At 72.4% G+C, this 23,846-nt stretch carries 21 protein-coding genes; 6 read left to right on the top strand and 15 right to left on the bottom strand.

Annotated elements, in window-relative coordinates; genetic code table 11:
- Positions 1–141 precede the first annotated feature (141 nt).
- Positions 142–2,022, bottom strand: coding sequence for an ABC transporter ATP-binding protein (locus ACA511_RS08795; RefSeq protein WP_375023560.1), 1,881 nt, complete (start codon positions 2,020–2,022; stop codon positions 142–144).
- Between the two features lie 124 nt (positions 2,023–2,146).
- Between ACA511_RS08795 and ACA511_RS08790 the strand changes: the two genes are divergently transcribed.
- Positions 2,147–3,310: an aminotransferase class V-fold PLP-dependent enzyme gene (locus tag ACA511_RS08790; RefSeq protein ID WP_375023559.1), complete on the top strand. Its 1,164-nt coding sequence runs from the start codon at positions 2,147–2,149 to the stop codon at positions 3,308–3,310.
- A 90-nt stretch (positions 3,311–3,400) separates the two neighbouring features.
- Here the strand turns inward: ACA511_RS08790 and ACA511_RS08785 are convergent, their stop codons facing one another.
- Together ACA511_RS08785 and ACA511_RS08780 are read right to left on the bottom strand one after the other, a co-directional pair.
- Positions 3,401–3,820: a CBS domain-containing protein gene (locus ACA511_RS08785; RefSeq protein ID WP_375023558.1), complete on the bottom strand. Its 420-nt coding sequence runs from the start codon at positions 3,818–3,820 to the stop codon at positions 3,401–3,403.
- Between the two features lie 178 nt (positions 3,821–3,998).
- Positions 3,999–4,190 (bottom strand): hypothetical protein, encoded by a 192-nt coding sequence (locus tag ACA511_RS08780; protein ID WP_375023556.1) that lies wholly within the window; start codon positions 4,188–4,190, stop codon positions 3,999–4,001.
- A gap of 1,565 nt (positions 4,191–5,755) precedes the next feature.
- Between ACA511_RS08780 and ACA511_RS08775 the strand changes: the two genes are divergently transcribed.
- On the top strand, positions 5,756–7,030 hold the full coding sequence (locus ACA511_RS08775) for a D-alanyl-D-alanine carboxypeptidase family protein (RefSeq protein ID WP_375023555.1): 1,275 nt from the start codon (positions 5,756–5,758) through the stop codon (positions 7,028–7,030).
- Here the strand turns inward: ACA511_RS08775 and ACA511_RS08770 are convergent.
- The 5 genes from ACA511_RS08770 to ACA511_RS08750 form a co-directional block, all read right to left on the bottom strand.
- Entirely contained in the window at positions 7,027–8,451 is a 1,425-nt protein-coding gene (locus ACA511_RS08770; RefSeq protein WP_375023554.1) for a pyridoxal phosphate-dependent decarboxylase family protein, read from the bottom strand. The genes ACA511_RS08775 and ACA511_RS08770 overlap by 4 nt on opposite strands.
- Positions 8,441–9,781: an MFS transporter gene (locus ACA511_RS08765; protein ID WP_375023553.1), complete on the bottom strand. Its 1,341-nt coding sequence runs from the start codon at positions 9,779–9,781 to the stop codon at positions 8,441–8,443. Before ACA511_RS08765 ends, ACA511_RS08770 begins: the two co-directional genes overlap by 11 nt.
- Positions 9,778–10,389 (bottom strand): TetR/AcrR family transcriptional regulator, encoded by a 612-nt coding sequence (locus tag ACA511_RS08760; protein WP_375023552.1) that lies wholly within the window; start codon positions 10,387–10,389, stop codon positions 9,778–9,780. The genes ACA511_RS08765 and ACA511_RS08760 overlap by 4 nt, the downstream gene beginning before the upstream one ends.
- 32 nt (positions 10,390–10,421) lie before the next feature.
- Positions 10,422–11,645 (bottom strand): PucR family transcriptional regulator, encoded by a 1,224-nt coding sequence (locus ACA511_RS08755; protein WP_375023551.1) that lies wholly within the window; start codon positions 11,643–11,645, stop codon positions 10,422–10,424.
- A gap of 291 nt (positions 11,646–11,936) precedes the next feature.
- Positions 11,937–12,548, bottom strand: a complete 612-nt coding sequence (locus ACA511_RS08750) for a TetR/AcrR family transcriptional regulator (protein ID WP_375023550.1) — start codon at positions 12,546–12,548, stop codon at positions 11,937–11,939.
- A 212-nt stretch (positions 12,549–12,760) separates the two neighbouring features.
- Here ACA511_RS08750 and ACA511_RS08745 point away from each other — a divergent pair, with 212 nt between their 5' ends.
- Positions 12,761–13,924: a cytochrome P450 gene (locus tag ACA511_RS08745; protein ID WP_375023549.1), complete on the top strand. Its 1,164-nt coding sequence runs from the start codon at positions 12,761–12,763 to the stop codon at positions 13,922–13,924.
- Between the two features lie 15 nt (positions 13,925–13,939).
- Here the strand turns inward: ACA511_RS08745 and ACA511_RS08740 are convergent, their stop codons facing one another.
- Positions 13,940–14,413 (bottom strand): carboxymuconolactone decarboxylase family protein, encoded by a 474-nt coding sequence (locus ACA511_RS08740; RefSeq protein ID WP_375023548.1) that lies wholly within the window; start codon positions 14,411–14,413, stop codon positions 13,940–13,942.
- 165 nt (positions 14,414–14,578) lie between these two features.
- On the opposite strand from ACA511_RS08740, the gene ACA511_RS08735 reads away from it, so the two are divergent.
- Positions 14,579–15,523, top strand: a complete 945-nt coding sequence (locus ACA511_RS08735) for an NAD-dependent epimerase/dehydratase family protein (RefSeq protein ID WP_375023547.1) — start codon at positions 14,579–14,581, stop codon at positions 15,521–15,523.
- Here the strand turns inward: ACA511_RS08735 and ACA511_RS08730 are convergent.
- The 3 genes from ACA511_RS08730 to ACA511_RS08720 form a co-directional block, all read right to left on the bottom strand.
- Entirely contained in the window at positions 15,516–16,094 is a 579-nt protein-coding gene (locus ACA511_RS08730; protein ID WP_375023546.1) for a dienelactone hydrolase family protein, read from the bottom strand. The genes ACA511_RS08735 and ACA511_RS08730 overlap by 8 nt on opposite strands.
- Positions 16,095–16,238: 144 nt before the next feature.
- A complete protein-coding gene (locus ACA511_RS08725; RefSeq protein WP_375023545.1) occupies positions 16,239–16,499 on the bottom strand; it encodes a hypothetical protein in 261 nt (86 codons plus the stop codon).
- A 14-nt stretch (positions 16,500–16,513) separates the two neighbouring features.
- Positions 16,514–17,998 (bottom strand): flavin-containing monooxygenase, encoded by a 1,485-nt coding sequence (locus tag ACA511_RS08720; RefSeq protein ID WP_375023544.1) that lies wholly within the window; start codon positions 17,996–17,998, stop codon positions 16,514–16,516.
- Positions 17,999–18,132: 134 nt separating this feature from the next.
- On the opposite strand from ACA511_RS08720, the gene ACA511_RS08715 reads away from it, so the two are divergent.
- Positions 18,133–18,729, top strand: coding sequence for a TetR/AcrR family transcriptional regulator (locus tag ACA511_RS08715; RefSeq protein ID WP_375023543.1), 597 nt, complete (start codon positions 18,133–18,135; stop codon positions 18,727–18,729).
- Between the two features lie 31 nt (positions 18,730–18,760).
- On the opposite strand, the gene ACA511_RS08710 is transcribed toward ACA511_RS08715, so the two are convergent.
- Complete coding sequence (locus ACA511_RS08710) at positions 18,761–19,330, bottom strand: TetR/AcrR family transcriptional regulator (protein ID WP_375023542.1); 570 nt, start codon at positions 19,328–19,330, stop codon at positions 18,761–18,763.
- 102 nt (positions 19,331–19,432) lie between these two features.
- On the opposite strand from ACA511_RS08710, the gene ACA511_RS08705 reads away from it, so the two are divergent.
- A complete protein-coding gene (locus tag ACA511_RS08705; protein WP_375023541.1) occupies positions 19,433–20,047 on the top strand; it encodes a dihydrofolate reductase family protein in 615 nt (204 codons plus the stop codon).
- Between the two features lie 187 nt (positions 20,048–20,234).
- Here ACA511_RS08705 and ACA511_RS08700 read toward each other — a convergent pair whose 3' ends face one another.
- Together ACA511_RS08700 and galE are read right to left on the bottom strand one after the other, a co-directional pair.
- Positions 20,235–21,236 carry a hypothetical protein gene (locus ACA511_RS08700; RefSeq protein WP_375023540.1) on the bottom strand — a complete coding sequence of 334 codons (1,002 nt, stop codon included), beginning with the start codon at positions 21,234–21,236 and terminating at the stop codon, positions 20,235–20,237.
- Positions 21,237–22,689: 1,453 nt separating this feature from the next.
- A complete protein-coding gene (gene galE / locus ACA511_RS08695; protein ID WP_375023539.1) occupies positions 22,690–23,694 on the bottom strand; it encodes a UDP-glucose 4-epimerase GalE in 1,005 nt (334 codons plus the stop codon).
- Positions 23,695–23,846 lie beyond the last annotated feature (152 nt).

Genomic DNA, 23,846 nt, shown 5'->3' with positions numbered 1-23,846 from the left:
GCCGGGACGCCGACGATTCCTTCCACGCCACTAGTGCCCCTGCCCTCACCCCCAAACCCCGCCCCCGCACTCACCCCCAAGCCGCCACGCCCCCGACCCGGCGCGGGGACGTGGCGATGGGCGAGCCGCCCGGTCGGCGGGTCAGGCGACCGGCTCTAGGGGTGGGTTGTTGGCGAACTGGGTGTTGTAGAGGTCGGCGTAGCGGCCGTCCGCGGCGAGGAGGTCGTCGTGGGTGCCGCGTTCGATGATCCGGCCGTCTTCGATGACCAGGATGAGGTCGGCGGCGCGGACGGTGCTCAGGCGGTGGGCGATGATGACGGCGGTGCGGCCGTCGAGGGCCTCGGCGAGGGCCTCCTGGACGGCGGCCTCGGAGGTGGAGTCGAGGTGGGCGGTGGCCTCGTCCAGGATGACGACGCGCTGGCGGGCGAGGAGGAGGCGGGCGATGGTGAGGCGCTGGCGCTCGCCGCCGGAGAGTCGGTAGCCGCGTTCGCCGACGATGGTGTCGAGGCCGTCCGGCAGGCTCTCGATGAGGGCGTCGAGGCGGGCGCGGCGCAGGACGTCCCACAGTTCGTCGTCGGTGGCCTCGGGCCGGGCGAGGACGAGGTTCGCGCGGATCGACTCGTGGAACAGGTGGCCGTCCTGCGTGACCATGCCGAGCGTCGCGCGGATGGCCTCGAAGGAGAGGTCGCGGACGTCCACGCCGCCCAGGCGGACGGCGCCGGAGTCGACGTCGTAGAGGCGCGGCAGCAACTGGGCGATCGTCGACTTGCCCGCGCCGGACGAGCCGACCAGCGCGATCATCTGGCCGGGTTCGGCGCGGAACGAGAGGTCGTGCAGGACGTCGACGCCGCCGCGGGTGTCGAGGGTGGCGACCTCTTCGAGGGAGGCCAGGGAGACCTTGTCGGCGGACGGGTAGGCGAAGCGGACGTTGTCGAACTCGACCGAGATCGGGCCGTCCGGGACGGTGCGGGGCTCGGGGCGCTCGGCGACGAGCGGCTCCAGGTCGAGGATCTCGAAGACGCGCTCGAAGCTGACCAGGGCGCTCATCACCTCGACGCGGGAACTGGCGAGGGCGGTCAGCGGCGCGTAGAGGCGGGTGAGCAGGAGGGCGAGGGCGACGACGGCGCCGGCGTCGAGGTGGTCGCGCAGGGAGAGGAAGCCGCCGAGGCCGTAGACGAGGGCGAGCGCCAGGGCGGAGACCATGGTGAGCGCCGTGATGAAGACGTGCTGCACCATCGCGGTGCGGACGCCGATGTCGCGGACGCGGCGGGCGCGGGCGGCGAACTCCGCGGACTCGCGGGCCGGGCGCCCGAACAGCTTCACCAGCGTCGCACCGGGGGCGGAGAAGCGCTCGGTCATCTGCGTGCTCATCGCGGCGTCGTGCGCGGCGGCCTCGCGTTCGAGGCGGGCCAGGCGGGTGCCCATCCGGCGGGCCGGGAGGACGAAGACGGGCAGCAGGACCAGGGCGAGCAGGGTGATCTGCCAGGAGATGCGCACCATCACGGCGAACGTGAGCAGCACCGTGACCATGTTGCTGACCACGCCGGAGAGGGTGTCGCTGAAGGCGCGCTGGGCGCCGATCACGTCGTTGTTGAGACGGCTGACCAGGGCGCCGGTGCGGGTCCGGGTGAAGAACGCGACGGGCATGCGCTGGACGTGGTCGAACACGGAGGTGCGCAGGTCGAGGATGAGCCCCTCGCCGATGCGCGCGGACAGCCACCGGTTGGCGAGGCCCAGCCCGCCCTCGGCGACCGCGAGGACGGCGATGATCGCGGCCAGCCACACGACGGTGGACGTCGCGGCGCGGTCGACGATCGCGTTGACCACCCACCCGGCGAGGACGGGCGTCGCGACCGCGATGACCGCCATCACCACGCTGAGGAAGAGGAAGGCGGCCAGCGGCCGCCGGTGCGGGCGGGCGAACCGGCCGATGCGGCGCAGCGTCGCCTTGGAGAACGGCCTGCTGTCCCGTGCGTTCATGGCGTGGTGCAGCGACATCCACGCCGTGACTTCCATGTCCATGAGGTCCCCTGGTGATCGTTAGCCTGGAACAGCAAGCATGAGACCTCAAGAAAGGTTGAGGTCAAGTCATCGCCGCGTCCAGCATCGCGCGGGGGTACGACATTTCTCGGAGGAACGGGCACCTGTGGATATCGCGAGGCTCCGGACGGACACCCCCGGCTGCGCGGCGGTCGCGCATCTCAACAACGCCGGCGCCGCACTGCCCCCCAGCCCGGTCATCGAGGCCGTCAACCGGCATTTCGCACTGGAGTCGACGATCGGCGCGTACGAGGCGGCCGAGCGGAACGAGGCGGCCGTCCGGCACTTCTACGACGCGGTGGCCGGGCTCGTCGGCGCGAGCGCGGACGAGATCGCCTACGTGGAGAACGCCACCCGCGCATGGGACATGGCGTTCTACTCGGTCCCCTTCGCGGACGGCGACCGCATCCTGACGACGACCACCGAGTACTCCAGCAACGCGATCGCCTACCAGCAGATGGCGGCGGCCAAGGGCGCACGGGTGGACGTCGTCCCGGACGAGGCCGACGGCACCCTCTCACTGGACGCACTGGAGGCCGAACTCCGCAAGGGCGACGTCCGCCTCGTGTCGCTCAACCACATCCCCACGCACAACGGACTCGTGAACCCGGCCGCAGAGGTCGGACGGCTGTGCCGGGAGCACGGCGTCCTCTACCTCCTGGACGCATGCCAGTCGGTGGGCCAGCTCGCCATCGACGTGGACGAGATCGGCTGCGACATGCTGTCGGCGACCGGCCGCAAGTACCTGCGCGGTCCACGCGGTACCGGGTTCCTGTACGTGCGCCGCGACATCCTGCGGACCCTCGTCCCGCCGTTCCTCGACCTGCACGCCGCCACCTGGAAGGCGCCGGACGGCTTCGAGCTGCGCGACGACGCCCGGCGCTTCGAGACATGGGAGCGGTATGTCGCCGGGCAGATCGGGCTGGGCGTCGCCGCCGACTATGCGGCCGACCTAGGGATGACGGACATCGAGACCCATGTGACCCGGCTCGCAGCCGAGCTGCGTGAGGAACTGGCCGTCCGCCCTGGCGTCACCGTCCTCGACAAGGGGGCGCGGCCGTCCGGGATCGTCACGTTCAGTGTGGACGGCCACGACCCCGCCGCCATCAAGGCCGCCGCCAGGGAACACGACGTCAACATCACCGTCACGAACCCGCTCTCACACGGATATGACCCGGACGCCCGTCCGGCGGCCGTGCGGGCCTCCGTGCACTACTACAACACCGACGAGGAACTGGAGCGGCTACTGGCCGTCCTGCCGCGGAAGTGAGCGCGCCCGGGGCCGGAGGATGGGCACCGGTGGCGGCCTCCAGGCGCGCCCACTGGTCACGTGCCGGACCGTCTCACGTGCCGAAACGCATCAGATGTTGCCGCGAGCGGCGCTGATGTCCGCGAGCGCCGACGTGGAGTCCTCCTCCATCGCGAGGTCGCCGATGGACACGATGCCCACCGGACGGCCGTCCTCCATGACCGGGAGCCGCCGCACCGACCGCTCCCGCATGATCTGCGCGGCCTTGTCCACCGAGTCGTCCGGGCCGATGGTCGCGGTCACCCGGCTCGCGATGCCGCCGATCTTCGCCTCGGCCGGGTCGCCGCCGGCCGCGAGCCCGCGCACGACCAGGTCGCGGTCCGTGACGACGCCCTTGAGGTCGTCGCCGTCCGCCACCAGCACCGCGCCGATGTCCTCGTCGCGCATCGCCCGCGCCACCGTCACGAGGTCGAGCTCCGGGGACACCGAGGTCGGCGAACCGGTCATGATTTCGCGGATCTTCGTGGCCATTGACTGCTCACTCCTTAGCCTCGTGGATCGCTTCTGACGGCCCGGGGATGATTCGGCCCCTACCCGACAGAAACGGGATCACTCACCGCGTCCTGAACGGGGCGAACATCCGCTCGGCGCCCTCCTGCTCCCACTCCAGGCGGGTCGGCCTTCGCGTCGGCGACCGGGCGGGGCAGCGTCATCCGGACCCCGCCGAGGAGCAGCACGTCGATCGCCCGAGCCGGCGCGGGCGCGGTGCTCCGCGTCGCCGCCGGCCGCGCGTCCCGCCCGCGGAGTAGCGGTCGAACAGCGCGGCGAACGCCTCGGGATCGGCGAGCGACCCCTCGATGAGGGCGGCGTCGCTGTCCTGAGCCGTCGGAGGTACGGTCATCGCGGCCGCCATGGCATGCGCACCGGGCCTTCCGTGGGGGGACGTTGTCAGCGGTGTATCTCCGCAACGCCCCGTCCGGGTTCACGGACACGGCCGCCGCGCACGCGGATCGGCGCGAACCTTCCCGATAAACTGCGCATCCTTCAATATGCACGGGGTTGTCGGGGGGACCGCTCCGCCTGCCAGTCGAGGAGGGTCTGGACGTGGACGACGAGGCCGAGCGGGACCCGGACACGTCCGGCACGAAGGACGAACAAGACGCCTCCCGCGCGGCGACCGCCGAGTTCCGCGCCCCCGCGAAGGTCGACCTCACCCGCCCGGAGGCGGACAAGCCGCCCACCTGGTACGTCCAGTTCCCGTCCCAGGAGCCCGCCCAGGACGAGGAACCGCCCCAGGACGACGAACCCGCGCAGGACAAGGACGACCCTTCGGACACGGCCGAACCGCCTCAACCCGCCCGCCAAGACGCTCCGGAAGACGAGACGCCCGAACGGGACGAGGCGGCCGCCGACGAGAACCAGCCCGCGCCCGAACAGCCGACCTCAAGCACCGCACCGACACAACCCACACCCCGTCCAAGCACCCCCAAACCCGAGGGAAGCGCGCCCAAGCCCACGCCCGCGCCCCCACAGGAGACCGCCGCCACCTCGGACGCAGCGGCCGACCCGACCGAGCCGCCAGCTCGCCCAAGCACCCCGACCACCGACACGTCCGCCCCCACCCCTCCCCAAGACCGCCCCGACACGCCTCGGCCTGCGGCCCGACGTAACGAGCCGCAGAGTGCCCCGCCCGCAGGTGGCGCTCCCCAAGATGACGGCACCTCCAGCACACGGACCGATCTGGTTCGCCCCGGGGCGTCGCGGGACGAGGGGCAGGGCGCCTCGCGCGGAGAGGCTTCGCCGGAAGAGGGCCGGGACGATAGCGCGGGGCCGGAGACTCGGCCGGTGCGGCGTCCCTCGCGGGGCGGGCATGCCAGGCCGTCCGATGCGCAGGACGCGCGGAACGCCTCGGCGCAAGGGCCTCGGCGGCCCGAAGACCCCCTGGACACGGGACGCGAACCGGCTCAGCGCGCGGGCACCCGGAACGAGCCGCGGCACAGCGCACCGGCGGTCCCTCCGCAGAACCGGACCGACGACGACGCCTCGAAGACACGCACTGACACGGCTCGGCCCGGCGCCTCGCAAGACAGGCCGCAGCGTGCTTCGTCCGCTGAGGCCCCGCCGCAGAAGGGCCGCGACGAGACCGCGGGCACCCGGTGGCCACGGGACGAGCCGGTAAGGCGTCCGCAGTGGGGTGGTTCTCCCGAAGGCGTCGCGCAGGGGCCGTTGCCCGCTGACGCGCCGCCCAGGCGTCCGCCGCAGGGCGGGTCCTGGTTCGCCGGTCCGGCCGAGAACGGTCCGGCCGAGAACGGGCCGCCCAGGGGGGCGCGGGGCGCGGCGGCGGGGACGCCGGTCCGGGAGCGGCCCGGGGACGTCCCGGACGCCGCGGTCACACGCGTTGAGCGGTTGCCGGCCGTGCAGGGGTCCGGGGAGTACCCCGCGTCGCGGTCGTCGGGGCAGTGGAGCGTGCCCTGGGACGGAGGCGGGGGCGGCGACGGGGCGGCCCGCCCGGCGCCCCCGATGCCGGAGGAGGCGCCCGAGGCGAAGGGCAGGCGGGGGCGGCGCGGGCTCATCGTGCTCGTGGCGGCCCTGGTGCTGGTCGTGGGCGTCGTGGCCGGGCAGCTCATCAGGCCCGTGCCGGACCCCACCGTCAGCCTGGCCATCGCGTCCAGCCACGCGTTCCCGGGGCAGGCGCCGGTGCTGCCGTGGCCCGCGGCGGGGCAGTCGGTCGTCTACGTGGACGGCCTCGGGACGATGGGCGCCTCGGGCGGGGCGGCGCCGACGCCCACCGCGAGTGTCGCGAAGGTGATGACGGCGTACGTGTACCTGCGCGACCATCCGCTGAGGTCGGGCGAGCCGGGGCCGGTGCTGACGGTGTCGCCGGAGGCGGCCGCGCAGATCCCGATGCGCAGGAAGCGGGAGGAGTCGCTGCTCGGCGTCACCGCGAACCAGAGGCTGACGCAGCGCAAGGCCCTGGAGGCCCTGCTGATCATCTCGGCGAACGACGTCGCGCACGAGCTGGCGCGCTGGGACGCGGGGAACGAGCAGGCGTTCGTCGCGAAGATGAACGCGGCGGCGGCGGAGCTGGGGATGACCGCCACCCGCTACACCGATCCGAGCGGCTACGACTCCCGCACCGTGAGCACGGCGGAGGACCAGGTCAAGCTGCTCAGGGCGGCGATGCACGTCCCGGCGTTCACGGAGATCGTGAACAACCGGGCGTACGTGCCGGACGGCGGCGGCTCGGGGCGCGAGGGCGGCAACTTCCTGCTGGGGCAGTACGGCGTCGTCGGCGGCAAGACCGGGTACACGGACGCGGCCGGCGGCAACTTCGTGTTCGCGGCGCGCAAGAGCGTCGGCGGCGTGCGGACGCTGATCGTCGGCGCGGTGATGGGGCAGCGGTCGCCGAGCGCGGCGGGCGCCGTGAACGCGGCCGGACGGCTCGTCGTCGCGGCCGAGGGCGCGCTGACCGCGGTGGCGCTGGCGCCGAAGGGGGCGCGGGTCGCGCGGGTCGACGACGGCCTGGGCGGCACGACGCCGCTGCGGGCCGCGGCGCCGGTGACCGTGGTGGGCTGGTCCGGGCTGACCGTCGCGGTCGGCGTCACGGGCGACCCGCCCCGCTCGGGCGCGAGCGGGGAGCGGGTCGGCGCCGTGACGGCGGGGGCGGCCGCCGTCCCGCTGCTGCTCGGCGGGGCGCTGGACGAGCCGTCCTACCTGAGGCGCCTCATCAGGCTCGCCTAGGCGTAGAGGGCCGACAGGAAGCGGATCAGCAGGGCTTCGCGGGTCTCGGGCGGCAGCGCGTCCAGGATGGCGTTGACCACGGCCATCTCGGGTTCGCCGCCGTCCCCCAGGTCGACGCCGACGGAGGCGAGGAGCCCGGCGAAGCCGGCGTCGTCGAGGGTGTCGAGGTCGAGGCCGGCGAGGGCGTCGACGAGTTCGGCCGGGACGTCGGGCGGTCCGGCGGCGCGGGCGTCCCCGGCGGCGGCGGCGAGCGCGGCGAGGAGCGCGTCGACGTCGCTGACGCCGGTCAGCGTGAAGTGCAGGTTCGGCGGGATGCCCTGGTAGGAGAGCTGCGGCTGGAAGAACCAGCCGCGCCGCCTGGCCTCGTCGGCGATGACGAACACGTCCAGCGCGGGGTCGGACGACGCGACGGCGACGAGCGGCGCGACCGGCTCGCCGACGACGCGCAGCCCGGGGATGGCGGCGACGCCGGCGATCAGGCGTTCCGCCGATTTCATCGCGTTCTCGGCGAGGTCGCGGTAGCCCTGCGCGCCGACGGCGTTGAGGGTCGCCCAGGCGGCGCCGAGCGGCCCGGCGCTCTTGCTGCTCTGGACGGTCGCGTTGATGACGGTGTAGCCGGGCCATTCCGCGGACGCGAAGTAGGCGTGCCGGCGGTGCGACTCGTCGGCGAACAGGACGACCGAGGCGCCCTTCGGCGAGTACCCGTACTTGTGCAGGTCGCAGGAGATCGACGTCACGCCGGGCACGGACAGGTCGAACGGCGGGACGTCCCGTCCGGCGTCCCGCAGCCAGGGCAGGACCCAGCCGCCGACGCACGCGTCCACGTGGCAGGGGACGCCGGCGGAGGCCGCGATGGAGGCGATCTCCGGAATCGGGTCCATGACCCCGTGCGGGTAGGACGGGGCCGAGGCGACGACGAGCGCGGTGCGCGACGTCAGCGCGGCCGCGGTCGCGGCGGGGTCGGCGCGGTAGGCGGCGTCCACCGGGACGTGCACGACCTCCAGGCCCAGGTAGTGCGCGGCCTTGTGGAACGCGGGATGCGCGGTGGCGGGCAGGACGATCTGGGGCCGTCCCTCGACCGGGCGGGCGTCCCGCGCGGCCTTCACCGCCAGCATGATCGACTCGGTGCCGCCGCTGGTGAACACGCCGGAGCCGCCGCCGAGCTTGGCCGCGACGAACCCGACGATCCGGCGTTCCAGCGCGACGATGCTGGGGAACGCGGTCGGGTCGAGGCAGTTGACCTCCAGCATCTCGTGGAAGGCGGTGGCGGCGAGGTCGTGCACGGCCTCGCGTCCGGTGTCGTAGACGTAGGCGGTGACCTGGCCGCCGCGCACGGGCAGGTCGGCGTTCCGGAGCCGGGCGAGTTCGGCGAGCAGGTCGGCGGCGGGACGGCCCGTTTCGGGGAGGTGCTCAGACGGCATGTTCCTGTGTTTCCTCGGGGCGACGGTGGACGGCGGCGAGCCGGCGGTACGCCAGCAGCAGGGGGACGCTGAGCAGCAGGAGCAGCGCCGGGACGAGGGTGAATCCGGCGGTCATCCCGGTCAGCGCGGAGCCGGGCTGGACGACCGGGGTGTCGAAGTCGGACGAGTCGAACGACGAGACGGCGAGGATGAGCGCGAAGATCCCCGGCCCGAGGGCCAGCGCGCCGGTCTCGGCGGCCGTCCACAGTCCGGTGAAGGCCCCGGACTGCGCGTGCCCCGTCCGTCCGGCGTCGGCGTGGACGGTCTCCGGCAGCAGCGACAGCGGCAGCAGCTGGACGGCGGCGTAGCAGACGCCGATCAGGCCGCTGAACGCCAGCACCCCCGCGGTGGAGGTGATCACCGGGAACAGCGCGGCGGCCGCCGCCGCGAACAGCACCAGCGCCACGGCGTAGCAGCCGACCAGCCCGTACCTGCGGGACAGCCGCCGCCACAGCGGCACCGCGAACGCGCTCGGCCCGACCATGCAGACGAACATCGCCGAGGTGAGGCCGTAGTCGTCCAGCCGGTACGTCGCGACGTAGGGGGCGCCCGCCAGCATGATCGCGACGGCGAGGGTGTGCGAGACGTAGGCGCCGAGCAGCATGAAGAACGGCCGGTTGCCGCGCGCGGTGCGCAGCGCGGCGGCCAGCCCGAGCGGGCGGGGCCCGGGACGGGAGGGGATCCACCGGTTCGCCAGCGTGCTCGCGACCATCGCGGCGCCCATGGCGAGCCCGATGACGACGCCCATCAGCGCGTATCCGGCGCGTCCGCCGCCGGCGGCGTCGGTGAGGGCGGGCGCGACGCCGCCCGCGACGAGGATGCCGAGCGTCAGGCAGACGACGCGCCACGCCATCGCGCGGCCCCGCTCGGACGGCTCGGCGGAGATCTCGGCGGGCAGCGCCACGTACGGCACCTGGAAGCAGGCGAACGCGGTCGCGGCCAGCAGGAACGCGGCCCCGGCCCACGCGGCGGCGATGCCCGGGGAGTCGGCCGGCACGGCGAACATCACGGCGAACAGGACCGGCAGCGTGACGGCGCCGGCGAGCAGCAGCCGGGTGCGGCGTCCGGTCCGGACGGCCTCCCGGTCGCTGGCGGCGCCGATGATCGGGTTGAGCAGGACGTCCCACGCCTTGGGCACGACGAGGACGGCCCCGGCGACCGCCGCGGAGACGCCGAGGACGTCGGTGAGGTAGTAGAGGAGCAGCAGCCCGGGGACGGCGGAGAACACGCCCGTGCCGACCGAGCCGATGCCGTAGCCGAGGAGCCGCCGCCGGGGCAGCGCGGTCGTCATCCCCGGGCCTGCCCGGTGACCCCGATCGCCAGCGCGATGGTGCGGCGCATGTGGCGGCGGAACCGCGCGACGCTCTCCTGGTTGGCCAGGCCCTGGCGGTGCCCCTCGGCGTCCAGGACGCCGCCGCACACGAACCCGTGCGTGGCCCAGACGACCGTCCAGATGACGTACTCGATGTCGATGCCGTCGTCCGGCACGGCCGCGCGGGCCGCGCCGGTGACGAGCTGCATCAGCGGCCTGACGTACTGCTCCTCTAGGTGGACGACGTCCGTGGCGTCCGACAGCCAGCGGTGCATCCACAGCGCCGGGATCTCCGGGTGGGCCAGGCAGAACTCGACGTAGGCGTCGACGAGGTCGAGGAGGCCCTCCGGACCGGAGTCGATCTCGGCGATCGACTCCTCCAGCGCCCCGCGTTCGACCTCGTGGGCGCGTTCCATCACGGCGAGGTACAGGTCGCGCTTGCCGCCGACGTGGTAGGCGACGGTGGCGATGTTGAGCCCGGCCGCCTCGGCGATCATGCGGGTGGACGTCCCGTCGTAGCCGAGTGCGGAGAACAGCCGGGTGGCGGCGTCCAGGATCCGCTCTCGACCAGAGTCGCTGCTGGTCATAGGCTCAAGCTACGCGCCGGTCCGGGCCTCCGTCAATCGATTGATTGAGTGGCCGTGCGCAGGTCGGTGAGCCAGACGGTCAGCACCATCTCCATCTCCAGCCGCACCTCCGGGTCGTACAGCCGCTCGCCGAACAGCTCCTCCAGCTGGTGCAGCCGGTACCGGACGGTCTGCGGGTGCACGTGCAGCCGGTTCGCGACCTCGGTGGCGTTGAACCCGTTCTGCAGGCAGGACAGCAGCGTCCGCATGAGCCGCTCGCGGTGCCGGGGCCGGACAGTCCGCAGCGGCGCGAGCCGCAGGTCGGCGACCGCCCGCACCAGCTCCTCGTCCTTGAACACGACGAGCGCCGGCATGTGGTCGGCGCAGCGGATCAGCCCGTCGGCGGGCAGGATGCCGCGGCGGGCGAGCGGCAGCGCCTCGCGGGCCCAGCGCAGCGACTTGGCGGCGTCCTCGGTGCGGACGGTCGGGCCGAGCGCGGCGACCCAGTCGTGCAGCGCCGACTCCAGCATCCGGCCGCGTCCCGGGCCCTCCGGGTCGGGGACGAGCAGGCAGGGCTCGCGGCGGTTGACGTCGGCGAGCACGTCCGGCGGCAGCGACGGGTGCGAGAACGGATGCCGGCCCCGCTCGTACAGGACGACCACCGCGACCGTGCGCGGGACGCGCCACTGCGCGAGCCGGGCGAGGTCGGCGACGGCCTGCGCGGCGGCGGGCGGCTCGGCGAGCAGCATGTCCAGCAGCCTCCGCCGGCGGTGCTCCAGTTCACCGGCCTCCTGCTCGCGGGCCTTGGTGTAGCCCTCGGTGGCGGCGCGGGCGATCTCGTCCAGGAACGCGAAGATCGCCTCGGCGACGCCGGCGAGGGTGCGGCGGGAGATGTTGTACTGCTCGGACTCGGCCGCGAGCCGCCGCCACGCGACGCGGGCGCCGAGCCGCAGCGACGTCTGCAGGATGTCGAGGCTGCGGCCCTCGCGGGCCTCGGCCCAGCCGATCTCCCGGTAGACGGCGGCGACCGGCTCCCACGAGCTCTCCGGGTCCATGATCAGGTCGACGAACTGGCGGAGCGCGCCCTCGACGGCGAGCCGGACGAGCCGCGCGTACTCCTCGTCCTCCGGGCGGGAGTACTCGGGGATGCCCGCGAGGATCTCCTCGATCATCTCCTCGGCGAGGGCGTCGAGGTGGGGCCGGAACATGCCGGAGAGCTCGCTCGGCATACCGGCCCAGGGCTTCAGCGGCGAGCGCTCCCCCAAGGACGTTGTCACCGTTCGCACCTCCCGCCTGGGAAGTTACAGACGCCCGGTCGGGCGGGCTGCACGACCGGCTACGCATTGCGGGCCGGTGCTTATAAGCGAACTGACAACTCAGGCCCGCCGGACACTCGGCTCGGTGAGGACCGGCCTTCGGGGTGCGGACGTTCACGAGGGCGCCGTCCAGGTATACGCGGTGGAACGGCGGCGGCCGGAGGGGCGCCTCGCCCGGTCCGCGGCGGCTGCCAGGCGAGGCGGGCCGCGCCCGCGCAGCGCAGGGAACCGCGGAGGCGGAAGTGGGCCGGATCAGGTGGGCGAGGCGGCGGAGAGCGCCCCGGCCAGCACCAGGCGGCCCGACGTCCGGACCATGGTGGCGACGTCCTCGACCGGCTGGCGCAGCGAGGCCAGGCTGATCAGCGCGGCGAGCAGGATGTGCCCGAGGACGAGTTCGACGTCCTCACGCTCGGGCACCGGGTCGCCGATCGCGGCGGAGAGCCGGTCGCGCAGGAACTGGAACAGGATGGTGCGGGCGTCGTCCACGCTGGAGTCGTCCGAGGTCACCGCCTGGATGATCGCGGACGTCAGGGTGGGCTCCTGCGCCGCCACGAAGACGATGCGCTCCAGCAGCGCGGTGAGCCGCTCGAGCTGCGTGCCGCCGACCGCGAGCGCGTCGATGTCGTCGGTGACGTGGTGCGCCCAGGCCGCCGCGACCTCGGTGAGGAGGTGGTCCTTGGTGGCGAAGTAGCGGTAGACGGTCGCGCGGGCGACCCCGGCGCGGTCTGCCACGTCGTGCATGGTGACGGCCGCGTAGCCGCCCTCAAGCGCGAGCTCCCTCGCCGAGTCGATCAGCCGTTCCCGGCGCGCCTGCTGATCCTTGCTCAGCGTCCGCGTCACGGTGAACCGCACATCGCCGCTCAAAGCGCCTCCTCGCTGTGGCCGCCCCCATTCTCCCGCACATTGTTCCGCGCGCGTGCACCCAGGCCCCGCGCGCGTCAGTCAAGGGCTCCCCGCCCCTCTTTACCATCCACGTCCGCCAGGCCACGATGGACCTACCGCTTGCTTGGGTGAGACATTAGTCTAGATTTGCATCTCCTTGCAGTCCCCCCGGAGCGACCCCCGAGGAGCGAGCCTTGGACATCGACCTTCTCGACGGCGAGATGTACGCCACCGACCCCTGGTCCGTCTACGCGCGGCTGCGCGCCGAGGCCCCCGTCTACCACGACGAGGAGAACGGCCTCTGGGGCGTCTCCCGGCACGCCGACGTGTTCGCCGTCGAGCGGAACCCCCGGGTCTGGACCAATTCCGGCGGGTACCGTCCGCAGCTTCCGGCCGACCCGTCCATGATCGGGCAGGACGACCCGGAGCACGCCCACCGGCGCCGCATGGTCTACCAGCGCTTCACGCCCCGGGGCGTCTCCCGCTACGCCGACCGGATCCGCGCGACCGCCGTCGACTGCATCACCGCGGCGCTGGAGGCGGGCACCGTCGACGCCGTCCCCGCGCTGGCCGCGCCGCTGCCCGCCCGCGTCATCGGCTGGCTCCTCGGCTTCCCCGAGGACGCGTGGCCGCAGCTCGTCCACTGGTCCGCGACAGCCGTCTTCGCGGGCGGCGGGCTGCGCTACATCACCGACGACGCGACGATCGCCGCCGGGGAGTACGCGCTCGCCGTCCTGGAGATGGCCGCGGACCGGCGCGCCTGCCCCACCGACGACCTCCTCTCCGTCTGGTCGAACGCGGGCCCCGGCCAGCCCGCCTACGACGACGAGCACCTCGCCCACGAAGCCCTGCTCCTGCTCGTCGGCGGCGCCGAGACGACCCGCACCGTGATAGCGACCGCGCTGGACGCCCTGATCCGGAACCCGGGCGAATGGCGGAGACTGCGGGACGACCCGTCGCTCATCCCGGACGCCGTCGAGGAGTTCGTCCGCTGGACGACGCCGATCCTCAACATGTGCCGCGTCGCCGCGGCGGACGCCGAGATCGCCGGCGTGAAGATCCCGGCGGGCGACCAGATCCTCCTCATGTACGGCTCCGCCAACCGCGACGAGGCCGTCTTCGACGACCCGGACGTCTTCGACGTGACCCGCCGTCCCGGCGACCACATCGCGTTCGGCCTCGGCCCGCACTTCTGCCTGGGCGCGTCCCTGGCCCGGCTGGAACTCCAGATCTTCTTCGAGGAGTTCACCGCCCGCGTGGCGACCGCCGAATGGGCCGACGACGAGGGCCCGCGCATCCTCCGCAACGCCTTCGTCCGCGGCGTGACCGAGTTCCCGGTGACCCTGACGCCCCGCTGACGGCCGCGCGAGCCGCTATCCGAACTGGCCGGGCTGGTAGTCGCCCGCGGGCTGCCGCGTGATGACGTTCCCCCGGTTGTAGGCGTTGATCAGGGCGATGACGCATACGAGGGCGGCGAGCTGCTCCCCGTCGAAGTGCTTGGCGGCGTTCGCCCAGACCTCGTCCGGGACGCCGCCGGCCGCGTCGGCGATGCGGGTGCCCTGCTCTGCCAGTTCCAGGGCGGCGCGCTCGGCCTCGGTGAACACCGTCGCCTCCCGCCAGGTCGCGACCAGGTTGAGGCGGGTCGAGGTCTCCCCGGCGTGCGCGGCCTCCTTGGTGTGCATGTCGACGCAGAAGGCGCAGCCGTTGATCTGGCTGGCGCGGAGCCTCACCAGTTCCTGCGTCGCGAGCGGCAGCGTCGAGTCCGCGACCGCCTTGCCCGCCGCGGCGAGGTGCTTCATCACCTTCGCCATGACCTGGCTCTCGAAGAAGTCCATGCGCGCTTCCATCGTGCTCTCCTCACCGTTGTCGGCTGTTACACCACTTAGGACCGCGATGGAGCGGCGGGCTGTGACACCCCTGGCGTGTGAGCTGCGCCTCACGTCATTCCATGTCACACAGGGCCGACCGGTTCCGTCACGTGAAGACAGGCCCTGAACGGGAAGGTGAGTGACATGCGAGTGTTCGTGGCGGGCGGAACGGGCGTCCTCGGGCAGCGGCTGGTGCCGCTGCTGCTGGAACGCGGCCACCAGGTGACGGCCACGACGACGAGCGCCGCCAAGCTCGACCTGCTGGCCCGGTCGGGGGCCGAGGGCGTCGTGATGGACGGTCTCGACCCGGTGTCGGTCCGCACGGCGGTGGCGGCCGCCCGGCCGGACGTCATCGTGCACCAGATGACCGCGATCTCCGCGACGCACGCCGGCAAGGCCGACATGAAGCACATGGACCGCTGGTTCGCGGGCACCAACCGGCTGCGCACCGAGGGGACGGACCACCTGCTCGCCGCCGCCGAGGCGGCCCGCGTCCCCCATTTCGTCGCGCAGAGCTACGGCGCCTGGAACGGCGTCCGCGAGGGCGGCCGGGTGAAGACCGAAGAGGACCCGGTGGACCCGATGACCGGGACGCCGGCCGAGCCCGGCATGACGGCGATCCGCCACGTCGAGGACGCGGTCGGAAGGGCCGGCGGCGCGGTCCTGCGCTACGGCTGGTTCTACGGGCCGGGTGCGATGGACGACCTGGTCGAACCCGTGCGCAAACGGCAGTTCCCGGTCGTCGGGGGCGGCGCCGGATACTGCTCGTGGGTGCACCTGGACGACGCGGCGAGCGCCACCGCCCTCGCCGTCGAGCGGAAGGCCCGCGGCGTGTTCGACATCGTCGACGACGAACCGGCCCCGGCCGCCGAATGGCTCCCTTATCTGGCCGAGTGCGCGGGAGCAAAACGGCCGATGCGCGTCCCCGCCTGGCTCGCCCGGCCGCTGGCCGGCGACGTCGCGGTGCTGATGATGACCGAGGGACGCGGTTTCTCCAACGCCAAGGCCAAACGGGAACTCGGCTGGGAACCGCGCCACCCCTCCTGGCGCCAGGGCTTCAAGGAGGAATTGGCGGCAGGCCCTATTTAACGCCGTCGAGAAACGCCAGCACACGTTCCGTGAGCAGCGCGGCGGCCGAGGCATCGTAGGACGGCAGGCTCTTGTCGGCGAACAGGTGACACGCCCCCGGATAGAGGAAGAGTTCGGCGTCGTCGGTCACGTCGACGAGCGCGCGGGCGGCCTCCAGGTCGCCCTCCTCGACGAAGATCTCATCGGCGTCCATCGCGTGGACCTGGACGGGGACGCCCCGCGGCCACGACCCGCCGAACTCCGAGATCGGCACGCAGGAATGGAACAGCAGCGCGCCCACGGCCCCCGGCCGCGTCTGTGCCAGCATCTGCGCCGGGAGGACGCCGAGCGAGAATCCCGCGTAGACGATTTCCCGGGAGAGCCCTTCGGCGACGTCCTTCCCTCGCTCGATGATCGAGCCGAACCCGACCTCCTGCGCGTAGGCGACGCCGTCCGAGAGGCTCTCGAAGAGGCGTCCCTCGTACAGGTCCGGGACATGGACGGTGTGACCGGACTGCCGGAGCCCTTCGGCGAACGTCTCGACGCCGTCCGTCAGCCCGTGCCCGTGATGGAACAGCAGAACCTCGGCCATCCGATCCTCCCCGGCCGACCCGGACAGGGTGTCAGTGGGCGGCCGCCTGGAACGGTACCGATCTTCGTGGGGCAGTCGCCACCTGCGGGGGTCCGGCTTGAACGGCGGGTGAGGTTCAAGCCGGACCGGGGCGCCGGGGCCGGTTCAGGCGGAACGGCGGTTGTAGGCGGTGCGGGCGCCCAGCCAGGCGGCGTAGACGGCGGTGCCGACGAGAGCCGCCTTGCGGGTCTTGTCGACCGCCAGGGCCACGCCCAGCGCAAGCTCGGTGGCGCCGTTCCGCTTGATCCAGGTCTGAGTGTCCTGGGGGAACGCGAGTTGCGAGATCGGCTCGAACGCCTTGGGGGCCGCGAAATGCGCGGCTCCGGTGGCGGCGAGCGCTATGCCGACGGTGCGGAGAAGTGCCATGAGGGGATTTCCTTTCACACGGTGAACTCGTAGTCGTCGAGGTCGAACGTCCGGCTGCGGCGCTGGACGTAGAACCCCGACTGCGGGCGGACGTAAGGGGCGTCGCCGTGCCGGTCGAAGTAATAGGAATTGGACCGGGCACAGCTCGGCTGGGCGAGGATGGTGCCCTTCATGCGGTCGCGCATCCGGGCGGTGAAGTCGTCGTGCGGGCGGCGCCCGACCACGATGCGGGCCGCCCGGCGCCGGCGGGCCTCCGCGACGCAGCGGACGATGTGCGTGCTGCCCGCCTCGATGATCGAGAACCAGGACGCGCCGGTGACGGTGTACGGGCCGTTCATGAGCCAGAAATTGGGCGCGAGCGGCGAGGCGACGCCCTCGTAGGTCTGGTACCGGTGCTCGTCCCAGTGGGCCCCGAGTTCGACGCCGCCCAGGCCGACGACCGGGAACGCGGGCATCGCGCCGATCTCCAGGGTCTTGAAGCCCGTGGCCAGCACGAGGGTGTCGATCCGCCGCTCGCGTCCGTCCCGCGTCACGACGGCGTGCTCGGAGATGCGTTCGATCGGTTCGGTGACCAGGTCGACGTCCTCGCGCATGAACGTCGGGAAGTAGCGGTTGGAGAACGAGGGCCGCTTGCAGCCGAAGCCGTAGCGCGGCGTCAGGGCGCGGCGGAGGCGGCGGTCGGGCACCTGGCGGCGCAGATGGGCGCGGCAGAGCAACTCGGTCGCCCGCACCAGGAACGGCGCCTTGCGGTAATGCACGATGCCCAGCACCATGATCACCTCGGACGCGACCGTGGTGATCAGCCGGGCGAGCGTCTGGACGGGCGGCGCCGCCCGGAACAGCGCCCGCACGGCGCGCGGGACGGCGAAGTCGACCTTCGGGAACACCCAGATCGGCGTGCGCTGGTAGACGTCCAGGTGCGCGGCGACGGGCGCGATCTCGGGGATGACCTGAAGGCCGGACGCGCCGGTGCCGATCACCGCGACCCGCTCGCCGCGCAGGTCGTGGCCGTGGTCCCAGCGGGCGGTGTGGACCACCTTCCCGGCGAACGTCTCGATGCCGGGGATGTCCGGGTTCTTGGGCTGGTCCAGCGGCCCGACGGCGGCGATCAGGAAGCGCGCGGTGAGCTCGCCGCGGTCGGTGCGGACGTGCCAGACGTCGGCGTCCTCGTCGAAGACCGCCCGTTCGACCTTGGTGCCGAGCCGCAGGTGCGGCCGCAGCCGGTACTTGTCGGCGCAGTGCTCGGCGTAGGCGCGGACCTCGGCGCCGGGCGCGAACGACCGCGTCCAGGACGGGTTGGGCTCGAACGAGTAGCAGTACGTGGTGGACGGGATGTCGACCGCGACGCCCGGGTAGGTGTTGTGCCGCCACACGCCGCCGACGCCGGGCGCCGCGTCCAGGACGACGAAGTCGCGCACGCCCTCGCGCCGCAGCCGGATGCCGACGCAGAGCCCGGAGAATCCGGCTCCGACGACGACCACCTCATGGTCGGGCTTCACCCGCGGCTCCTCCCCGATTCGAGATACCGAAGGTATTTAGGAGTTGGACAAGGTGTCAATACATCCCGGCGGGCCGGGCGGCGACGTGCAGATACCGGCGGTATCCAGATACCGCCGTCCCCTACCATGGCGGGATGGCACGACTGACCAGGGCGGAGAGCCAGGCGCGCACCCGCGGACTGCTGATCGCCACCGCGCGCCGGCTGTTCCTGCGTGACGGGTATCACGCCACCTCGCTGGAGAAGGTCGCCGAGGCCGCGTCCTTCTCCAAGGGCGCCGTCTACTCCAACTTCGGCACCAAGGACGAGCTGTGCCGGACGGTCATCGAGGCCGTCCGCGCCGAGCAGGTGCAGGCCATCATGGACGCCTTCCTCGGCGAGGGCTCCGACGAGGACCGCCTCGCCGTCTTCGAGTCCTGGGCCGACCGCACGATCGGCGACCCCGGCTGGACGCTGCTGGAGGCCGAGTTCGCGATCCACGCCACCCGCCGCGACCCCGCGCTCCGCGCCGAGGTCGCCTCGGGGGGCCGCGGCTGGGCCGGAGCCCTCCGCCTCCTCCTGGAGGAAGAGGCCCGCCGCCGCGACCGCCCGCTGCCCCTCCCCGCCGCCGAACTGGCCGACGCCCTCCTCAGCCTCGGCATCGGCCTCGGCCTGCGCCGCGCGGTCGACCCGTCCCTCTCCCCCAACGCCCTCACCAACATGATCCGCCTGCTCCTCGCCCACCCCGCCTGAGCGCCTTCCTCCGCGCACCGGGGAGTGTTCGTCAGCGGAGGAGGCGGTTCACCAACTGCTCGATGAGGTCGTCGGTCGAGTGGGACCCCAGGATGGCGGGGGCGGTGAGGTCGTCCACGATCAGCCCGGACATGGCGAAGTAGAGCAGGGCGACGCCGGTGCGGTCGCCGGGCAGTCCGGCGTTCACGTGGTAGTCGACGATTTCCCGGTTCTCCTCGGTGAGGAAGCTGCTGAGCTCGGCGTGCAGGTCGGCGCGGCGGGTGGCCTCCAGGCGCAGTTCCAGCATGGCGAGGTTGCCGGCGCGGTCGTCGCGCATCCGGGTCAGCAGCTGGCGCATGAGTTCGGCGACCAGCTCGTGCGACGGCGCCTGCTTCAGGGTCTCGGCGAGCGCCTCGGGGTCGGGGGTGAGGCGCTCGCGGGTGCGGCGCATCACCTGGGCGAGCAGCTCGTCCCGGTTGGCGAAGTAGTTGGAGGCGGTGCCGGTCGGCACGCCCGCCTGCTTGTCGATCGCGCGCAGCGTCAGGCCGCGCGAGCCCTCGCCGGCCAGGACCTCGATGGCCGCGTCGAGGAGCGCGGTGCGCCGGGCCGGGTTCTGCCGCATGGGAAGCCTCCACGAAGAACGGTTGACACCACTGCAAGTGCAGTACTAAGTTCGAACCACTTCAGACAGAGTACTACGGTTGCAGTTACCGGGAGGCATTTCATGCGAAAGCTCGTGTACTACATCGCCACGACCCTCGACGGCTTCATCGCCGGCCCCGACGGCGCCGACCCCACGGGCCCGGACGGCTTCTGGCCCATCCCCGCCGACTACATCGAGCACCTCGTGGCCAACTACCCCGAGACCCTCCCCGGCCCGGCCCGCGCGGCACTGTCGGTCACCGCCGAGGGCACGTGCTTCGACACCGTCCTGGAAGGGCGCCGGTCCTACGAGATCGGCCTGAAGGCCGGGCTGACCGACGCGTACCCGCACCTGCGGCACCTGGTCTTCTCCCGGACTCTCGCCGAGAGCCCCGACCCCGCCGTCGAGGTCGTCTCCACCGATCCCGCCGAGAGGGTGCGGGAACTGAAGCACGAGGACGGCAAGGACATCTGGCTGGTCGGCGGCGGCGAACTCGCCGGCGCCCTCTACGGCGAGATCGACCGGCTCATCCTCAAGGTGGGCCCGCTGACCATCGGCACGGGGATCCCGCTCTTCTCCCGCACGGCCGCGTTCGACCCGCGCACCTGGGAACTGACCGACCACACCGTGCTCGGCAGCGGCGCCGCGTTCCTCACCTACGACCGACCCGCCGGCTCCGGCGACACCGGCGAGTGAGGTCGCCCGGGGCCGTCTCGCGGGGGGCGGACGGACCCGGTGCGAGCCGTGCGGTGTGAACAGCGTCATGCCCCGCTGATGTCCATCAGCGGGGCATGACCTGGGCTCTGGCGTTCGCCGCCGCATCATCGGCGGGATCAGCCGATCAGGGCGGTTCCTGCGGCCGCGGGAGCTCTCTTGTGCCGGACTACGGCTGGCTCTGCGGAGCGCCCTGCTCCTGCGGAGCACCCTGGTCCTGCGGAGCACCCTGGTCCTGGGGCACGCCCTGGTTCTGGGGCGCGGCCTGGTCCTGCGGAGCGGCCTGGTCCTGGGGCACGCCCTGATTCTGGGGCGCGGCCTGGTCCTGCGGAGCACCCTGCTCCTGGGGCGCGGCCTGCTCCTGCGGAGCACCCTCGTTCTGAGGCGCGGCCTGCTCCTGCGGCACGCCCTGGTCCTGCGGAGCACCCTGCTCCTGGGGCGCGGCCTGCTCCTGCGGAGCACCCTGGTCCTGCGGGGTGCCCTGGTTCTGGGGCGCGGCCTGCTCCTGCGGCACGCCCTGGTCCTGCGGAGCACCCTCGTTCTGAGGCGCGGCCTGCTCCTGCGGCACGCCCTGGTCCTGGGGCGCGGCCTGGTCCTGGGGCGCGGCCTGCTCCTGCGGAGCACCCTCGTTCTGAGGCGCGGCCTGGTCCTGGGGCGCGGCCTGCTCCTGCGGAGCGCCCTCGTCCTGCGTCGGGGCCGGGTCCTGGGGCGCGGCCTCGCTCTGCTCCGGCGCCTGCGGCTGGGCGGCCTCCTGCTGCCCGGGCCTGGCCGGCTGCTGCGCCTCCTCCTGCTCGGGCGCCTGCGGCTGGGCGGCCTCCTGCTGCTCGGCCTGCTCGGGCGCCTTGCCCTGCTCGGACGCCTCGGACTCGCCGGTCTCCTGCTCCGGGCCCTCGACCTCGATCGTCACGGGGCCGTTCTTCTTCCCGTGCACCTTCTGCTTGATGTCGCCGGTCGTGATGGGCTTGTTCCCGTTCTGCGGCGCGGCGCCGGGCGACTTCTCGACCTCGGCGTAGTTCTGGTCGCCGGGACCGGTCTCGATGATGTAGCGCGGCTTGATGTAGACGTGGACGACCTGCGGCGGCTTCGGGTCCGCCGAGGCCGCGGGAACGGCCAGCAGGCTTCCCCCGACAGCCGTGGCGACCACGACTGACGCGCGAGCTACGCGTTTCATTTCATTTCCCCCTTTTGGTGACTCCCGTTCGCACTGCGCGAACTTGTTGATCATAACAAGGCCGTTATCCGGACCCGAATACGGGCGGCCGTTACTTCCTCTCGATCGCGGCTCGCATAACCGGATTAGTGCCGGTTTGCAGATCGGCAGTAATGTCGGACTTCCAGGGCACCTGATCAGATGATCGGCCTGGGGGAAATCGCGGTAACCGGCGGAGTGTCCGGCAGGCTCCTCGTCGTCCGGCACGGCGCGGGCAGGACCCTCGCGTGGACCGGCGCGCTTCGCCGCCGCCGCTCCGCGGGGACGTGCGGAACGCGCCCTCCGGCCCGCCGCCGCGACTCCGGGGCCGCGGAGTGCCTTCGGCCGCGGCCGATCGGCGAGACCCGTCCAGTGTCCGGGTTTCCGCAGGTGGACGTCGGGGGCGCGCCTGGCCACGGCGCGATCGGGGGCTCGCAGGCAGCCGAGGAGGTCGACCGGCCGCGCGGGCGGGGCGCGGCCGGGGAGGCTGCCGAGGACGCTCTTCCAGACGCTGCGGAGACCTCCCCAGGGAATCCGCACCGTGTAGGCGGCGGCGACCTTGAATTCGGTGCCGAGGCTCCAGGACCTCCGGGTCACCGGCGACTCGGCATACTCCTGGGCTCCGCCGCCGCTCAGCGACACCGGCCTTGACCGGAAACGGGTACGGAAATTGCCGGTCTTGACGTCCATATAGGCCCGCACCATTCCATTCCGGGAAATCGTGAGGCCGAAGTCGGGCGGTCTGAGAAGGTACAGCCTGCCGCTCGTGGAGGCCCGCGCCTCGAAGGCGAGACCGGAGGTCGGACGTTCCGTGGCAGCCCCCACGGAAAACGAGCCGCCGACGCCGACTCCGCCTTCCAGTGTGAAGGCAAGACCGTCCCGTGTGAACGAAGTCGCCACGCCCCCGCCAAGGAGACGGTAAAGGCCCACCTTGAAGGCGAGGCCGTCACCGTCGACGGGTAATGAAATGGCGTGCCTTCGGCCGTGGCCGACGCCCTCGGAGTGGTGGCCGTGCACTGCGAGGCGTCCGCCGGAGAACGGAGCGCTCTCCGGCCGGGGCCCGGCGCCGCGCGGCGCCATCGAGGCGCAGAACGCGTCGGCGACGCAGCCGCAGGCGCGGCCGGGCCCCGTCCGCGCCGCCAGGACGATCGCCATCGCCGAAGCGGCCAGGACCACCGCGGACACCGTGATGATCCGGAGTTGCCCGCTCCGCCGCGCCTGCCCCATGATTCCTCAGCCCACACACCCGATTCGCCCGTTCAGAACATCAGCATCATAACGGCGTGTAGGCAAATGAACACATAAAGTCATCAACGCTGACTTTAAGCGCCATGGCGGCGCCCGCCGGGACATACCGGCGGGCACCGCCACGGACACCGGCCCCGCCGGGCCTCCCGGCGGAAGGAGGAAGGCCCGGCGGGGCGGGGCGAGCGGGTCAGGCGACGTCGAGTTCGCGGCGGCGTTCGGCCCACTGGAGGGAGTGGCGGATGGCGTCTTCGATGGTGTATTCGGGCTTCCAGGCCAGCAGGTCCCATGCCTTGGACGGGTTGACGAAGGCGCCCACGACGTCGCCGGGGCGGGCCGGGGCGTCCTCCGCGACGAAGGCGTCGCCGACGACCTCGCGGAAGGCGGCGACCAGTTCGCGGACGGTGGTGCCGTCGCCCGTGCCGAGGTTGATCACTTCGTGGCGGGCGTGGTCGCCGACCGGCGGGACGATCGAGTCGAAGCGGGCGGCGGCCTCGTAGAAGGCGCGGGCGATGTCCCAGACGTGGATGTAGTCGCGGATCGCGGTGCCGTCGCGGGTCTCCCAGTCCACGCCGGTGATCTTGAAGGGGGCGCCGAGGGTGTAGCACTCGATCATCTTGCCCAGGGCGTGCGTGGGCTTGCTGTTCTGCAGGCCGGTGCGCAGCCGCGGGTCGGCGCCGATCGGGTTGAGGTAGCGCAGCGAGATGACGCGGAGGTCGTAGGCCGCGCAGAAGTCCTGCAGCAGGAGCTCCGCCATCATCTTCGAGCGGGTGTACGGGTTCTGCGGTTCGAGGAACGACGTCTCCGAGACCGACAGGTCGGCTTCGGGACGGTACATCCCGGCGGTGGACGCGAAGATCATCCGGTGGCAGCCGTTGCGGACGAGATGACCGGCGAGGTCGAGGGTCTTCGACAGGTTGACCCGGTAGTAGCGCAGCGGGTCCGTCATCGAGTCGGGCACCACGATCAGCGCGGCGCAGTGGACGGTCGCGATGATGTCGCGGTGGTCGCGGAAGATCTCGTCGACCAGGTCGCCGTCCCCGATGTCGCCCTGGTAGAAGATCTTGCCGGCGGCGAACTCGGACCTGCCCGTGACCAGGCTGTCGAGCACGACGGGCGTCACGCCCCGCTCGGCGAAGGCGGAGGCGATCGTGCTGCCGATGAATCCGGCTCCCCCAGTGATCAGCACTTTCATTGGCATCCCCTGCCGGCCAGTGCGTCCCCTTGAATGACACGCACAGGATCCGCAGCCGGTCGCGGACGGTCAATGTGCGGCACGGAAAGTGACCGAGTTAGGACGCGGGTGAACCGGCGGGCCCCGCGTCGCGTCCGCGCCCGTGTCTCCCC

It is taken from the genome of Actinomadura sp. GTD37, from assembly GCF_041951365.1.
Lineage (GTDB): Bacteria > Actinomycetota > Actinomycetes > Streptosporangiales > Streptosporangiaceae > Spirillospora.
This window is presented reverse-complemented; position numbering and strand designations above follow the sequence as displayed.

Excerpts from the sequence above, each read along its gene's own strand:
- ACA511_RS08795 (WP_375023560.1), bottom strand. The coding sequence starts at position 2,022 with ATGGACATGGAAGTCACGGCGTGGATGTCGCTGCACCACGCCATGAAC.
- ACA511_RS08785 (WP_375023558.1), bottom strand. The coding sequence starts at position 3,820 with ATGGCCACGAAGATCCGCGAAATCATGACCGGTTCGCCGACCTCGGTG.
- ACA511_RS08780 (WP_375023556.1), bottom strand. The coding sequence starts at position 4,190 with ATGACCGTACCTCCGACGGCTCAGGACAGCGACGCCGCCCTCATCGAG.
- ACA511_RS08770 (WP_375023554.1), bottom strand. The coding sequence starts at position 8,451 with ATGCCGTCTGAGCACCTCCCCGAAACGGGCCGTCCCGCCGCCGACCTG.
- ACA511_RS08765 (WP_375023553.1), bottom strand. The coding sequence starts at position 9,781 with ATGACGACCGCGCTGCCCCGGCGGCGGCTCCTCGGCTACGGCATCGGC.
- ACA511_RS08760 (WP_375023552.1), bottom strand. The coding sequence starts at position 10,389 with ATGACCAGCAGCGACTCTGGTCGAGAGCGGATCCTGGACGCCGCCACC.
- ACA511_RS08740 (WP_375023548.1), bottom strand. The coding sequence starts at position 14,413 with ATGGAAGCGCGCATGGACTTCTTCGAGAGCCAGGTCATGGCGAAGGTG.
- ACA511_RS08735 (WP_375023547.1), top strand. The coding sequence starts at position 14,579 with ATGCGAGTGTTCGTGGCGGGCGGAACGGGCGTCCTCGGGCAGCGGCTG.
- ACA511_RS08730 (WP_375023546.1), bottom strand. The coding sequence starts at position 16,094 with ATGGCCGAGGTTCTGCTGTTCCATCACGGGCACGGGCTGACGGACGGC.
- ACA511_RS08725 (WP_375023545.1), bottom strand. The coding sequence starts at position 16,499 with ATGGCACTTCTCCGCACCGTCGGCATAGCGCTCGCCGCCACCGGAGCC.
- ACA511_RS08715 (WP_375023543.1), top strand. The coding sequence starts at position 18,133 with ATGGCACGACTGACCAGGGCGGAGAGCCAGGCGCGCACCCGCGGACTG.
- ACA511_RS08710 (WP_375023542.1), bottom strand. The coding sequence starts at position 19,330 with ATGCGGCAGAACCCGGCCCGGCGCACCGCGCTCCTCGACGCGGCCATC.
- ACA511_RS08705 (WP_375023541.1), top strand. The coding sequence starts at position 19,433 with ATGCGAAAGCTCGTGTACTACATCGCCACGACCCTCGACGGCTTCATC.
- ACA511_RS08700 (WP_375023540.1), bottom strand. The coding sequence starts at position 21,236 with ATGAAACGCGTAGCTCGCGCGTCAGTCGTGGTCGCCACGGCTGTCGGG.
- galE (WP_375023539.1), bottom strand. The coding sequence starts at position 23,694 with ATGAAAGTGCTGATCACTGGGGGAGCCGGATTCATCGGCAGCACGATC.